General features: G+C 35.6%; 15 protein-coding genes. 5 read left to right on the forward strand and 10 right to left on the reverse strand.

Features of this window, described 5'->3' with window-relative positions; translation table 11 throughout:
- Positions 1-169: 169 nt before the first annotated feature.
- Together MWU65_RS15450 and MWU65_RS15455 are read left to right on the forward strand one after the other, a co-directional pair.
- Positions 170-718 carry a carboxymuconolactone decarboxylase family protein gene (locus MWU65_RS15450; RefSeq protein ID WP_247079397.1) on the forward strand — a complete coding sequence of 183 codons (549 nt, stop codon included), beginning with the start codon at positions 170-172 and terminating at the stop codon, positions 716-718.
- 32 nt (positions 719-750) lie between these two features.
- Complete coding sequence (locus MWU65_RS15455; RefSeq protein ID WP_247079398.1) at positions 751-1,152, forward strand: plastocyanin/azurin family copper-binding protein; 402 nt, start codon at positions 751-753, stop codon at positions 1,150-1,152.
- A gap of 60 nt (positions 1,153-1,212) precedes the next feature.
- On the opposite strand, the gene MWU65_RS15460 is transcribed toward MWU65_RS15455, so the two are convergent.
- From MWU65_RS15460 to pdxA, 8 genes are all read right to left on the reverse strand, one after another.
- On the reverse strand, positions 1,213-1,662 hold the full coding sequence (locus MWU65_RS15460) for a 3-oxoacyl-ACP synthase (protein WP_247079399.1): 450 nt from the start codon (positions 1,660-1,662) through the stop codon (positions 1,213-1,215).
- Positions 1,656-2,774 (reverse strand): FAD-dependent oxidoreductase, encoded by a 1,119-nt coding sequence (locus MWU65_RS15465; RefSeq protein ID WP_247079400.1) that lies wholly within the window; start codon positions 2,772-2,774, stop codon positions 1,656-1,658. Before MWU65_RS15465 ends, MWU65_RS15460 begins: the two co-directional genes overlap by 7 nt.
- Before the next feature lie 233 nt (positions 2,775-3,007).
- Complete coding sequence (gene accC, locus MWU65_RS15470) at positions 3,008-4,360, reverse strand: acetyl-CoA carboxylase biotin carboxylase subunit (protein WP_247079403.1); 1,353 nt, start codon at positions 4,358-4,360, stop codon at positions 3,008-3,010.
- Positions 4,361-4,427: 67 nt separating this feature from the next.
- Positions 4,428-4,907 carry an acetyl-CoA carboxylase biotin carboxyl carrier protein gene (gene accB / locus MWU65_RS15475; RefSeq protein ID WP_247079404.1) on the reverse strand — a complete coding sequence of 160 codons (480 nt, stop codon included), beginning with the start codon at positions 4,905-4,907 and terminating at the stop codon, positions 4,428-4,430.
- A gap of 36 nt (positions 4,908-4,943) precedes the next feature.
- Positions 4,944-5,939, reverse strand: coding sequence for a beta-ketoacyl-ACP synthase III (locus tag MWU65_RS15480; protein WP_247079405.1), 996 nt, complete (start codon positions 5,937-5,939; stop codon positions 4,944-4,946).
- 171 nt (positions 5,940-6,110) lie between these two features.
- Positions 6,111-6,308: a 50S ribosomal protein L32 gene (gene rpmF / locus MWU65_RS15485; protein WP_247079406.1), complete on the reverse strand. Its 198-nt coding sequence runs from the start codon at positions 6,306-6,308 to the stop codon at positions 6,111-6,113.
- Positions 6,309-6,317: 9 nt separating this feature from the next.
- Positions 6,318-6,851 carry a DUF177 domain-containing protein gene (locus tag MWU65_RS15490; RefSeq protein ID WP_247079407.1) on the reverse strand — a complete coding sequence of 178 codons (534 nt, stop codon included), beginning with the start codon at positions 6,849-6,851 and terminating at the stop codon, positions 6,318-6,320.
- A gap of 166 nt (positions 6,852-7,017) precedes the next feature.
- Positions 7,018-8,070, reverse strand: a complete 1,053-nt coding sequence (gene pdxA, locus MWU65_RS15495) for a 4-hydroxythreonine-4-phosphate dehydrogenase PdxA (protein WP_247079408.1) — start codon at positions 8,068-8,070, stop codon at positions 7,018-7,020.
- Between the two features lie 55 nt (positions 8,071-8,125).
- On the opposite strand from pdxA, the gene MWU65_RS15500 reads away from it, so the two are divergent.
- The gene (locus MWU65_RS15500) at positions 8,126-8,716 is read left to right on the forward strand and encodes a riboflavin synthase (RefSeq protein WP_247079409.1); all 591 of its coding nucleotides are present in this window, start codon (positions 8,126-8,128) and stop codon (positions 8,714-8,716) included.
- A gap of 10 nt (positions 8,717-8,726) precedes the next feature.
- Entirely contained in the window at positions 8,727-9,212 is a 486-nt protein-coding gene (locus tag MWU65_RS15505; protein ID WP_247079410.1) for a GAF domain-containing protein, read from the forward strand.
- A 39-nt stretch (positions 9,213-9,251) separates the two neighbouring features.
- Here the strand turns inward: MWU65_RS15505 and MWU65_RS15510 are convergent, their stop codons facing one another.
- Positions 9,252-10,337 carry a heparan-alpha-glucosaminide N-acetyltransferase domain-containing protein gene (locus MWU65_RS15510; protein WP_247079412.1) on the reverse strand — a complete coding sequence of 362 codons (1,086 nt, stop codon included), beginning with the start codon at positions 10,335-10,337 and terminating at the stop codon, positions 9,252-9,254.
- Positions 10,338-10,346: 9 nt separating this feature from the next.
- Positions 10,347-12,158, reverse strand: coding sequence for a sodium:solute symporter family protein (locus MWU65_RS15515; RefSeq protein ID WP_247079414.1), 1,812 nt, complete (start codon positions 12,156-12,158; stop codon positions 10,347-10,349).
- Between the two features lie 74 nt (positions 12,159-12,232).
- Here MWU65_RS15515 and MWU65_RS15520 point away from each other — a divergent pair, with 74 nt between their 5' ends.
- The gene (locus MWU65_RS15520; protein ID WP_247079416.1) at positions 12,233-12,988 is read left to right on the forward strand and encodes a sulfite exporter TauE/SafE family protein; all 756 of its coding nucleotides are present in this window, start codon (positions 12,233-12,235) and stop codon (positions 12,986-12,988) included.
- Positions 12,989-13,422 lie beyond the last annotated feature (434 nt).

A 13,422-nucleotide genomic window follows, 5' to 3' on the forward strand; every position in this document is an offset into this window, starting at 1 on the left:
TTCGGTCAGAGAAAAAAAGCCAACAACAAGCTGTGTTAGCCACAGATCATTGTGAAAAAAAATTCCATCATGATTTCTATTGTGATACGGAAGAATCCTTTATTCAAGATTTCAATAACTAAAAATAATACAAAACGTCATTCTTTAAAATGACATTAAATCAAAAATTATGAGCAAATTCAACGTATTAACAAGAGCAGAAGTAAGTGAAAAAAATCAAAATATTTTTGACTCCCTAGAGAAGAAAGTAGGTTTTGTGCCAAACCTCTACGCGGCGTACGCACATTCTAATAATGCATTAGAAAACTACCTCAATTTAAGTGGTGCAAAAACCACTTTATCTGCTAAAGAAAAAGAAGCAGTAAACTTAGCAGTTAGCGAAGTTAACCAGTGTTTTTACTGTTTGTCTGCACATACAGCAATAGCTAAAATGAATGGGTTTACAGATGAAGAAATATTAGAACTTAGGGCAGGCAAAGCTTCTTTTAACACCAAGTTAAATGGTTTAGCAGCATTCGCTAAAAACATTACAGAAAAAAGAGGAGCAACAGATGCTACAGTTTTAGAAAATTTTTTAAATGCGGGTTACACCAAAGAAAACCTAATAGATACCATCGTTTTAGTTGGCGATAAAACCATCTCTAATTATGTTCACAGTACTACCCAAGTACCTATAGATTTTCCATTAGCACAGCCATTAAATACAATAGAAGCTTAATAGATACCAACATACAATTAAATAAAAAAAAGATGAAAAATTTAAAAAATAAAATAGCAATCGTAGTAGCATTAGTACTGGGCACTGTATTTACAAGTAATGCGCAAGCAAAAATAGACCAAAGCACTTCTAAAGTAGTTTCTTTAGCGCAAGTTAAAGGTGAGTTTATTCAGAAAAAATTAACCCTTAAACAAGGTACATATGTATTTGAAATTACAAACAAAAACGTAGGCCATGATGTTGGTTTTGTATTGGTGAAAAAGGGAGAAGATATTAGTAAACCAGAGAACCATATTAAAACAGCCTATGTTACAAAAGCAGTTGCTACTGGTACATCTGAAAAATCTAAGGCTACTGTTTTAGAAAAAGGAGACTATGTTTACTTTTGCCCTTTAAATCCTACAGCTACCAACAACACAATTTCTGTAAATTAATGGTTCCTCTTTTTTGTAAAGATCTTCTACTAACCTCATTGGTAAGTAGGGGTTTTTACATTAATGAACAGCGGTAATGCCAATACTTTCACCATTGAAAATAAAATGATCTCCCTTGCGTTTACCACGGATTAATTTGCCAATTGGAGTGTCTGGAGAAATGCAGTAAACTTTTGAGTTTCCCACCTTACATTCTCCTGCAGATATGGCTAAAAAATAATTACTTTTTGCGGTTGCAACCAAACTGCCCAAACCAATTGTTTCAGTTGTTACTTTTAAAACTACTTTAGATAAGTTTTGCTTAATCTTTTCCGCTTCTAGCAACTGTTGCCCCAATTTTTCGCGTTCTAACTGTAGCATAGCTCTACCCGTCTCATGCTTGTCGCCAGCACTACTTTTTGTTTCCGAAGTAAGGGACTCTTGTATTCCTGAAATATTTAATTGAATTCTAGAAACCCTATTGTTTATAAAACTTTCACAAAACTGTAAAAGTGCTCTTTTATCTACCATTCTACTATCGCTGCTAATTCTTTACCTACTAAACTCCCTATGGCAATACCCATACCTCCTAACCGAACTCCACAATAAACATGAGGGTCAATTTGTTTTACAATCGGATCTTTTTGTTTTCCAACACCCATTATTCCACTCCACCTATGATCTATTTCGAAAGTTGTATTGGGCAAAATCGTATTTTTAAGCAGTTCTTCAAGTTTATTTTGCACTACTTTAGTTTGTGCAAATTCTACCGTTTCTTCTGCTTCAAAGTCTAAATTTCTTCCGCCTCCTAGTAGTATTCTATTATTTATATTTCTGAAATAATAATAACCTTCATCCAAGTGAAAAGTCCCCTTAATATGTAAATTTTTTATAGGCTTTGTTATTAAAACTTGTGCACGTGCCGGTTTCACATTTTCTTCTAATAATTGCGCTGCAAAACCATTAGTGGCAACCAGTAACTTTTTTGTCTGTAAGGTAAAGGCATCCGTTTGTATTGCTACACTATTATTTAGGGTTGTAAACGCCTGTACCTGAATATTGTTTAAAATAAATATGCCTTGTTGTTGTACTTTATACAATAAATTTTGCATCATTTTACCTGAGTCAATTTGCGACTCAAAGGCATGGGTAATATAATTATCTTGTATTTTTTTAAAATTGAAACTATTGGCGTTTGTACTAAAAGGTGCATTTTTAAAAACAACTTGTAACATCTTATTTACACGCCCCATTTGATCCAAGCAATGCTCGTACAAATCAGTCCTATGTTCTAAAAACAGCTCGTGACCTCCGTAATTTTTATAGCCAATTGCAGCATCGCCTAGGTTGTCACGCAACAAATCAATGCCATTTAATCTCCTTTTCACCAAGGCAACAACTGATGCTTCTGAATGGGTTTCTAAATCTGATAAGATCTCTGAAAGACTCCCAAAACAAGCAAATCCGGCATTTTTAGTGCTAGCTCCTTGTGGTAACATTCCCTTTTCTAGTACTAAAACCTTGGCCTTAGGAAAACGTTCCTTTAGGTACAAAGCACAGTGTAGCCCTACAATACCGCTACCAACAATAGTAAAATCTATAGCCGACAACCAGGTTTTATATTCCCAATAACTAAAATTCATACTACTAAAATAGGGACTAATCCGTTGAATTCAATTTCCAGGAAAAGAAATTAAAAGATTCTTTCGGTTCCCAACACCACCTTACCCTATGCATTTCAAATTGGGTTACCAGCTTATAACTATATTACCATCTATATTGCCAAGAACTAGTAGTTCCTCCTCCTAAAATCAAAAAGTCCATTTTTGTACCTTAATAGGACACAAAAATGGATTTTTTTAAGCGTTTTATAAACCTATTCTACCGGTTTTGGTTTCATTTCAAAGGTTTCCATAAAAGCAGTTGTATAGTTTCCTGCTAAATAATCAGGATGGTCCATTAATTGCCTGTGAAAAGGAATGGTAGTTTTTACACCTTCAATTACAAATTCATCCAAGGCACGTCTCATTTTATTTATCGCTTCTTCCCTGGTTTGTGCCGTAGTAATTAACTTCGCAATCATAGAATCGTAATACGGAGGAATGGTATACCCACTATATACATTAGTATCTAAACGTATTCCATGTCCGCCTGGCGTATGCAAAGTCGTAATTTTACCTGGTGAGGGTCTAAAATCGTTATAAGGATCTTCCGCATTAATTCTACACTCTATTGAATGTAATTTTGGAAAATAATTTTTTCCAGAGATTGGAACACCAGCAGCAACTAATATTTGCTCACGAATTAGATCGTAATCTACCACTTGTTCAGTTATAGGATGCTCTACCTGGATTCTGGTATTCATCTCCATAAAATAGAAGTTTCGATGTTTATCAACCAAAAATTCTATGGTTCCAGCTCCTTCATATTGGATGAATTCCGCTGCTTTAACTGCCGCTTCTCCCATATCTTTACGCAGCTGATCTGTCATAAATGGAGAAGGAGTTTCTTCTGTTAACTTTTGATGGCGTCGTTGAATAGAGCAGTCTCTTTCTGACAAATGACAGGCTTTCCCGTATTGATCACCAACGATTTGAATTTCGATATGTCTAGGCTCTTCGATGAGTTTTTCCATATACATTCCTCCATTACCAAAGGCTGCTGTTGCTTCTTTTACAGCACTTTCATAAAGGGATTCCATTTTATCTTCAGACCAAACAGCACGCATTCCTTTACCTCCACCACCAGCAGTAGCTTTTACCATAACAGGATATCCCATTTTTGCAGCTACTTTTTTAGCCTCAGCCACATCCTTTAACAAGCCTTTAGAACCAGGAATGGTTGGCACCCCTGCTTTTTTCATAGTCTCTCTTGCGCTGGCTTTATCTCCCATTCGGTCTATATGTTCGCCAGAGGCTCCAATAAACTTAATTTCGTGCTCTGCACAGATCTTTGAAAATTTTGAATTTTCAGATAAAAATCCATATCCTGGGTGTATTGCATCGGCATTGGTAATTTCTGCTGCAGCAATAATATTCGGTATTTTTAAATAAGATTCGCTACTTGGAGGAGGGCCAATACAAACGGCTTCGTCCGCAAATCTAACGTGCAAACTTTCTTCGTCTGCCTTTGAATATACCGCTACAGTTTTAATCCCCATTTCTTTACAGGTCCTAATAATACGCAACGCTATTTCTCCCCTATTTGCAATAAGTATTTTCTTAAACATCTAATGAAATTTAAAATTAAAATTCTAATTTCTAAATACCTTCATTGTATTTAGCGCTTAAAACTTCTTATGATGGGTCTACTAAAAACAAAGGTTGATCAAATTCTACCGGAGAAGAATCATCAACCAACACTTTTACAATCTTCCCTGAAACTTCAGATTCGATATCATTAAAAAGTTTCATTGCTTCTATTACACAAAGTACATCGCCTTGGTTAATAGTGTCTCCTACTTCTACAAAAGATGGTTTGTCTGGAGATGGTTTTCTATAAAATGTTCCAATAATAGGTGATTTTATAGTTATGTATTTATCATCTTCACTTTCCTTTTTAGCAGGTGCCGCCTCAGTAGGTGCCGCTGCCGCAGGTTGTTGCCCCATTTGAGGTTGCCCCATAGGAATTTGTTGTAAAATGGTTGTCTCGCCGCTAGAAGAACCTAATGCACCTGTTCTGATGGTAATTTTAATGTCTTCCATTTCCAATTTAACTTCGCTAGCCCCAGATTTGGCAACAAACTTAATTAAATTCTGAATTTCTTTAATATCCATAAAAATTAGATTTTGTTTAATTGTAGTTATATAATTTTAAGAGTTATAGGCCCATTTTAAATAAATAGAACCCCAAGTAAAACCACCTCCAAAAGCGGCGAATACAAGATTATCTCCTTTTTTTAATTCCTTTTCATAATCAGCCAATAATAAGGGCAAGGTAGCTGATGTTGTATTTCCATATTTCTGAATGTTCATCATAACTTTAGATGGATTCACGCCCATTCTCTTAGCGGTAGCATCTATAATACGTTTATTGGCTTGATGAGGCACCAACCAATCTACGTCCTTTTCTTCCAAGTTATTCCGTTCCATTATTTTTGCAGCAGCATCTGCCATATTAGAAACTGCAAACTTAAATACGGTTTTACCATCTTGATACACAAAATGTTGTTTGTTTTTAACCGTTTCTTCCGAAGCTGGCAACTGAGATCCACCGGCATCTATTTTTAGAAAATTTCGTCCAATACCATCTGATCTAAGGTATTCGTCTTGAAATCCTAATCCTTCTTCATTTGGTTCAAAAAGTGCCGCTCCAGCACCATCCCCAAAAATGATGCATGTAGTTCTATCTGTATAATCTAAAATGGAAGACATTTTATCTGCACCAATTAATAGTACTTTTTTATACCTTCCACACTCTATATAACTACTAGCCGTAGAAATCCCGTATAAAAAGCTAGAACATGCCGCTTCCAAATCATAGGCAAAAGCATTACTTGCTCCTATTTCTGATGCTACATAGGCGGCCGTAGCCGCAACTTGTATGTCTGGTGTTGCTGTTCCTACTATAATAAGATCTATTTCTTTGGGATCTGTACCGCTTTTTTGCAGTAAATCTTCCGCGGCCTTTATTGCCATAAAAGAGGTTCCTTTACCCTCTTCTTTTAATATTCGGCGCTCCTTAATTCCCGTTCTTGACGTAATCCACTCATCATTAGTCTCTACCATTTTTTCCAAATCCTTGTTGGTTAAAACAAAGTCAGGAACATATTTACCTACTGCGGTAATTGCCGCTGATATCTTACTCATACTACATTTGATTTTTGAATCAAAAAGTTAGAAAAAAGTCTAAATGTAATGGAAAATTAGTCATTTTTTACGACTTTTTGTCAAAATTTGATGTTTTTGATAAAATTTGATAAAAAATAAAAAAACTCTCACTTATCAAGTGAGAGTTTCAAATATTATATAAAAACAGAATTATGCTACAGCTTCTTCTGTCTTGTCAATTAAAATTTGTCCACGGTAGTATAATTTACCTTCGTGCCAATGTGCTCTGTGATACAAGTGAATTTCTCCTGTTGTAGAATCTTTTGCAATTGTAGGAGCAACCGCTTTATAGTGCGTTCTTCTCTTGTCTCTTCTGGTTTTTGAAATTTTTCTCTTAGGATGTGCCATTATGAAACTTTATTTATCCGTTATTAACTTTTTTAATGCGTCCCACCTGGGATCATTATCTTCTTTGTTTTCTTTTTCTTCTTTTGGTTGTAGTTCTTCTAACTTATCTACAGCTTTCGATTTTAAAGTGCCATCCAAAACTCCTGGATGTACTCTTTTTAACGGAACGGCCAACACCAACATTTCATAAAGGTATTGCGAAATATTTACTTGAAATTCTCCATTGGGAATTATCAATATTTCTTCATTCTCGTCATTAAATTCTTCCCCAAACTTTACCATTAACTCTAAACTAGAATTGATGCCTTGGTCATAAGGTTCGCTAGAAATATCACAAATTACATTTACAATGCCTTTTGCTTTCATTCCAAACTCCAACAAAGTACTCATTTTATTTAATTCTACCGTTATATCAATAGCAGCAGCATTAAACTCATAGTACTCAAAAGATTCAAAGAACGTATTATCAATTTTATACTCAAAATTGTGTTTTCCTTGTTTTAATCCCGAAAAAGGAATGGAAAACTCCTTTAGCTTCATCATAACAACACTAAATTTAAAAGTACCAGCCTACTCAAAGGCGGGTGCAAAGATATTATTATTTTACTAAAACCCAACTATTAATGATAAATATATTACATCATTAAAATTAAGCTTCAATTTTGCCTTAAATTACTGGTATTTATTAATAAAAACAAGACTTTTAACGTTATTCCTTTCTCTTAATTCGTTGCTTTTTTAACGGATTTTGAGTAAGTTCTTTGTATTCCTCCCTATTTCTATAGATTTCTATTGCCGTAAAAACGGCTTCTTTAAACGAACTATGGTCTGCTTTTCCCATCCCTGCTATTTCATAAGCTGTTCCGTGATCTGGTGATGTACGTACTTTGCTTAATCCAGCTGTATAATTCACCCCCTTTCCAAAAGACAAGGTCTTAAATGGAATTAAACCTTGATCGTGATAGGCTGCCAAAACAGCATCAAAATTAGAATGGGCATCTGAACCAAAAAAACTATCTGCGGAATAGGGGCCAAAAACCAATTTACCTTTGCTAGCCAGTTCTGTTATTGTTGGCTTTAAAACCACATCATCCTCTTTGCCAATAACACCATTATCTCCGCTATGCGGGTTTATACCCAATAAGGCGATTTTAGGTTTCGATATTCCAAAATCTTCTATCAAGGATTTTTCTATGGTGGCCACTTTCTCTTTTATAAGCGCCGGCGTTATTGCTGCGGCAACATCCTTAACCGCAATATGATCTGTTAACAACCCAACCTTTAGGCTGTTTGTTATCATAAACATTAAACTTTTTCCGTTTAACTCCTTCGCCAGATAATCCGTATGACCTGGGAAATTAAATTCTTCAGACTGTATGTTGTTTTTATTAATTGGGGCTGTAACCAAAACATCTATTTTGTTTTCCTTTAACGCCTGAGTCGCTGCCTGTAAAGATTTTAAGGCATAACTGCCACATTCCTTGGTAGCTTCACCAAAATTTGTTCTTGGCACTTCTTTCCAAACATTAACAACGTTTATCTTATTCTCCAATGCGTTTTCCGCATCATTCACGCCATTGTAATTCAACTCTAAATTCAATGCATTCTTCTGAAAGGAAATCGTCTTATTCGATGCAAAAATTACAGGCGTACAAAAATCTAACATGCGAATGTCTTCAAAAGTCTTTAACACAACTTCGCAGCCAATTCCGTTTAAATCGCCAATGGAAATACCTACTTTAATTTTTTTGCCTTCTTGCATAATTCAACTGTATAATGTCTAAATTTACAGCACAAAACTACTTAATAAAAACGATATGTTTACTGGGATTATAGAAACTTTAGGGAAAGTAACTACATTACGTAAAGAAGATAGCAACTTACATATTACCATACTATCTTCACTTTCTTCTGAATTAAAGATAGACCAAAGCGTTGCCCACAATGGCGTTTGTTTAACTGTGATTGCCTTAGATGATACTAGCTATACGGTTACAGCTATAGACGAAACCTTGCAAAAAACGAATCTTTCACTTTTAAAAGAAGGCAGTCCTGTTAATTTAGAACGAGCCATGGTCCTAGGAACCCGATTAGACGGACATATAGTACAAGGCCATGTAGACCAAACTGCGGTATGTACTTCTGTTGATACAAGGGATGGGAGTTTTATCTTTAGTTTTGAGTACGATGCCGCATACAACAATATCACCATTGAAAAAGGATCAATAACTATAGACGGCACCAGTTTAACCGTGGTGAATTCTGGAAAAAACACCTTTAGCGTTGCCATAATACCCTATACTTTTGAACATACTGTGTTTAACACCTACAAAAAAGGCAGTGTGGTAAACCTAGAGTTTGATGTTATTGGAAAATACGTCAGTAAATTAATAGCTTTACGCAATTAGAAATTATACTATGGAAAACATAAACAAATTACAATTAGAAGCCGTTGCTAAACTTTTAAATGCACCAACCATAAATTGGCAACACCTATTAGAAACAATTATTTCTTCTTTTGATTGTACTACAGGCACGATTCATTTTTTAGAAGCAGGAACTACGCTTTTAAAGCTTCAAGCACAGGTAGGTATCCCCGATTTTTTACTTCCAAAACTATCAGAAATACCCGTAGGAAAAGGAATGGCGGGTATCGCTGCCGAACGCAAACAAGCTGTAGAGATGTGTAACCTGCAAACAGATAACTCTGGCGTTGCCCGTCCGGCTGCCAAAGAAACTAAGGTAGAAGGCTCTATTGCTGTTCCTATGCTGCTACAGGGTCAATTGTATGGTACTTTAGGTATTGCAAAGCCAACGTCCTATGATTTTACAACGGAAGAAATAGCAACGCTCTTAAAAATTGGAGAAGCAATGAGTCCATTTTCGACTACAGACAAAGTATAGTTGCTGTTTTGATTCTTTTAGAAAAAGGCATATTAGGACTTATACCTTTATAAAGATATTTTTTCTGTACAAGGCATAGGCCAGCAACACATAAAAAGCTACCACGGTTAAGGCATACAGTAAAGATGACAATTCCATAGCCATAAAATCATACACAAATATATTTTTAAACAACCAGCCATGTACCGAGATATCCCCAACTTTGAGTAGCCCAAACAATTTAGCAATAAAACTAGATAAGAAATAAACCGCTATGGCATTGGCGCCTGCATATTTAAAAATGCTGCCAAACTTTTTGCCTTTTACATCTGAGAAATAATAGATCAGAGCCAATATAATATTTGCCCAACCCGCAGTTACCAGCACAAAGCTACTGCTCCATAAGGCTTTGTTTATTGGAAAAACCAAATCCCAAAGATGCCCCAAACCAAGCATACCAATACCCAATCCAACCAATATTTTTGTTTTGTCTTCTCTTTTAGACCTAAGTATAAGCCCGGTAAAAACTCCTAGAAGTGCAGAAGCTATGGCAGGTAAGGTACTAAGTAAACCTTCAGGATCGTAATCATCTTGCCACATATGAGTGCCAAAAACCTCTAAATCTACAAAATTAGCCCAGTTGTTTGATGCCCTTTCATAAGTGGGATCCATGCTGTTTAAGGGCACAAAACCCATCCACAGCCAATACCCTACTAGAATTGCTATACAAATCCCAATTAGTACTTTCCAATTTAATTTTACAAACAATAAGGCGCTAAAGAAAAAGACAATTCCAATACGTTGCAAAACACCTGGGAAACGAATGTTATCAAAGTCTTTAATAAATGGCAATGAAAGTGTAAAAGCTCCTAAAAACAATCCCAACCCTATTAACTTAAGAGAACGAATCGCAATTTTCCGATAGACAGCACCGTTTATGGTTCTATTTTGATATGAGAATACAATAGAGGTTCCTACAATAAACAAAAAGAAAGGAAATACTAAGTCTGTTGGCGTATACCCATCCCAGGGCACATGCTTAAATGGAGCGTATATAGCCGACCAAGTTCCAGGGTTATTTACCAAAATCATCAAGACAATGGTAAGTCCCCTAAAAATATCTACCGATATTACTCTTTCTTTCAATTTATAGTTTTACAATATATCGTCTTTCATTCTGTTCCATGCTTTAATAAGTAAGAAACCTGATACAAAAGCAATTACAGTAATAATTATAGCTTGTGTTGTTTTTCCGTATATCCAATACCCCGTTGCAAACATACAGCTGTATATTAGCACACACCCTAATACCATAGCGCCAATTCCTGAAGGAACGCTCCATTTTTCATTAGGATTAACGATTTCTATATTATCCGTTTTGGCGTCTTCTACAACTTTAGCCCAACCTGGACCTCCTGGTTGGATTTTCTTGTAAAAACTATTCAACACCTCTTTAGACTCTGGTTGAGTAAGATAGGTTGCAACAACCCATACGATAGTGGTGATCAATACTACAAACGGAATCTCTCCCCAACTTGGAAATACCCCAGTATCAGCTGCAAAAAGATAATCACCTAATGGTGTAACTTTTAATGAAATGGATAAAACTCCCGAAGCAAACATGGCAGATATTTCTGTCCATGCATTGATACGCCACCAGAACCAACGTAAAATAAATATTAATCCTGTACCGGCACCAAAAAGTAGTAGCATTTCAAAGATTTCCATTGCATTTTGCATTAACAAAGCAAGTACTGCACTTAAAACCATTAAAATAACCGTTGAAATTCTACCTACAGCTACCAATCTTTTTTCTGATGCCTTAGGGTTTACCTGTTGCTTGTAAAAATCATAAACAATATACGAAGACCCCCAGTTTAATTGGGTAGAAATAGTACTCATATAGGCTGCTATTAAGGATGCCAATACCAACCCTAGCAAACCACTAGGCAATTTGGTAAGCATCGCAGAATACGCTAAATCATGCCCTAATTTATCTTCTGTGATATTTGGAAATGCTTCTGCTATACTCGCTAAATCTGGAAAAACAACCAAAGATGCCAAAGCCACTAAAATCCATGGCCAAGGGCGTAAAGCATAATGCATAATATTAAAAAAGAAGGTTGCCCCAATAGCGTGATTTTCATCTTTTGCGGCCAACATACGTTGTGCAATATAACCCCCACCACCTGGTTCTGCGCCTGGATACCAAGAACTCCACCATTGTACTGCCAACGGAATAATTAACAAAGTTATGATGGCTTCTGTATTACTAAAATCTGGTAAGATTGAAAGTTTATCTGAAACATTTTCATTAGCCAATAACTTTGTGATACCACCTACTTCTGGTAAATTCACTAAATAATAAGCTGCACCTATAGCACCACCCATTGCAACAAAGAACAATAAGAAATCGGTATATACTACTCCTTTAAAACCTCCTAAAGCACTAAAAGTAACTGTAATTAAGCCGGCGCTTACTACCGTTTGCCATGGCTCTAGGCCCAACATAATACCCCCAATTTTGATGGCGGCCAATGTTACGGCAGACATAGTAATGACGTTAAAAACAACGCCCAAGTATACCGCTCTAAATTTTCTTAAAAAGCTAGCAGGTTTACCACCGTATCGCAATTCGTAAAATTCTAAATCTGTATTTACATTTGATTTTCTCCAGAGTTTCGCATAGACAAAAACGGTTAACATTCCCGTTATTAGAAATGCCCACCAGACCCAGTTACCAGATACACCATTTGTTCTCACAATATCCGTTACTAGGTTAGGAGTATCAGTGGAAAAAGTAGTAGCCACCATAGAAAGACCCAATAACCACCATGGCATTGTCCTACCTGATAAAAAATATTCTGTGGAACTTTTTCCTGATTTTTTTGAGACAATGATACCTATAGCCAATACAATTGTGAAAAATCCAATGATAAGACTATAATCTAGTGTACTTAATTCCATTTTTTAGTAGTTGGTTAATTCGTAAAGGTATTATTTTTTAGAATACATTTGTTTTTTTTCGCTAAACATCACGAATGAATCTCTTAATAGCATCAGAAATTACAACAACTACATATTTAATGGCTTTTACAGCCGCAATAGTGGTTGGCGTATCCAAAGCAGGAATTAAAGGAATCGGAATTATTGCAGTTACCCTTATGGCACTTGCATTTAGTTCTAAAATATCAACCGGAATCTTGGTTCCAATGCTGGTTGTCGCAGACCTATTTGCGGTGATCTACTACAATAAACACACACAGTGGAAGTATATTGTTAAATTTCTACCATGGGTATTGGTAGGTCTATTACTTGGGGTTTTGATAGGCAAAGACTTACCAGAAAAAACATTTAAGTATTGTATGGGTGCTATGATTCTTCTAACGGTATTGATGATGTTTTGGTGGGATCAAAAAAAATCCAAAGCGGTTCCTACGCATTGGGCTTTTGCTGGTTCTATTGGTTTATTAGCTGGTATTACCACAATGGTCGGCAATTTGGCCGGTCCCCTTTCTAATATTTATTTTTTAGCTATGCGCCTCCCTAAAAACGAATTTATAGGTACGGCTGCGTGGTTGTTTTTAATTGTAAACGTTTTAAAGCTTCCTTTTCACTTTTTTGTTTGGGAAACTGTAACAGAAGAGACCTTATTATTAAACCTTAAACTATTACCTGGAATTCTTGTAGGTATTTTTATAGGCGTAAAATTGGTGAAACATATCAAAGATAAGTTTTACAGAAAAATGATCTTGGTTTTAACCGCTATTGGTGCTTTACTCATATTGGTAAAATAAAAAACCGATGCTTTTTTAACATCGGTTTTCAAACTAACTTAAACGAGACTAATAAGAACAATCAATCTTTCTACAAATGTTGCACTTTTGTCTCTATTAGGTGTTAACAGAACATCATACTACTATTAAATTACAATAGTATTCTTAATATACAGATTACTACAGTCGTTTTGTTTCCATTGTGTTCAGAAACTACTCCTTTGTAATGCCGCTAGTATAAAAACTGGTTGAAAGTTTATGGTTGATGATTTTTAGTTTTGACTCTTGTTTTTGTAACCTAAAGCAATCCCCCGAACATTCGGGGCGAATGTTTTTTGTGTAATGAAATGGAACAAATAATGTATCGAGAACCAATTGAAATTAAAAGGTCTTCTCTTTCTTTTTCCATTGATGAAAAAGAAACAAAAAATCTAGACTGACATTGTTAGTTGTTG

The organism is Cellulophaga sp. F20128 (assembly GCF_023015805.1).
Lineage (GTDB): Bacteria > Bacteroidota > Bacteroidia > Flavobacteriales > Flavobacteriaceae > Cellulophaga.

Excerpts from the sequence above, each read along its gene's own strand:
- MWU65_RS15500 (WP_247079409.1), top strand. The coding sequence starts at position 8,126 with ATGTTTACTGGGATTATAGAAACTTTAGGGAAAGTAACTACATTACGT.
- MWU65_RS15505 (WP_247079410.1), top strand. The coding sequence starts at position 8,727 with ATGGAAAACATAAACAAATTACAATTAGAAGCCGTTGCTAAACTTTTA.
- MWU65_RS15480 (WP_247079405.1), bottom strand. The coding sequence starts at position 5,939 with ATGAGTAAGATATCAGCGGCAATTACCGCAGTAGGTAAATATGTTCCT.
- pdxA (WP_247079408.1), bottom strand. The coding sequence starts at position 8,070 with ATGCAAGAAGGCAAAAAAATTAAAGTAGGTATTTCCATTGGCGATTTA.
- MWU65_RS15515 (WP_247079414.1), bottom strand. The coding sequence starts at position 12,158 with ATGGAATTAAGTACACTAGATTATAGTCTTATCATTGGATTTTTCACA.
- MWU65_RS15490 (WP_247079407.1), bottom strand. The coding sequence starts at position 6,851 with ATGATGAAGCTAAAGGAGTTTTCCATTCCTTTTTCGGGATTAAAACAA.
- MWU65_RS15460 (WP_247079399.1), bottom strand. The coding sequence starts at position 1,662 with ATGGTAGATAAAAGAGCACTTTTACAGTTTTGTGAAAGTTTTATAAAC.
- accC (WP_247079403.1), bottom strand. The coding sequence starts at position 4,360 with ATGTTTAAGAAAATACTTATTGCAAATAGGGGAGAAATAGCGTTGCGT.
- MWU65_RS15465 (WP_247079400.1), bottom strand. The coding sequence starts at position 2,774 with ATGAATTTTAGTTATTGGGAATATAAAACCTGGTTGTCGGCTATAGAT.
- MWU65_RS15520 (WP_247079416.1), top strand. The coding sequence starts at position 12,233 with ATGAATCTCTTAATAGCATCAGAAATTACAACAACTACATATTTAATG.
- accB (WP_247079404.1), bottom strand. The coding sequence starts at position 4,907 with ATGGATATTAAAGAAATTCAGAATTTAATTAAGTTTGTTGCCAAATCT.
- rpmF (WP_247079406.1), bottom strand. The coding sequence starts at position 6,308 with ATGGCACATCCTAAGAGAAAAATTTCAAAAACCAGAAGAGACAAGAGA.
- MWU65_RS15455 (WP_247079398.1), top strand. The coding sequence starts at position 751 with ATGAAAAATTTAAAAAATAAAATAGCAATCGTAGTAGCATTAGTACTG.
- MWU65_RS15450 (WP_247079397.1), top strand. The coding sequence starts at position 170 with ATGAGCAAATTCAACGTATTAACAAGAGCAGAAGTAAGTGAAAAAAAT.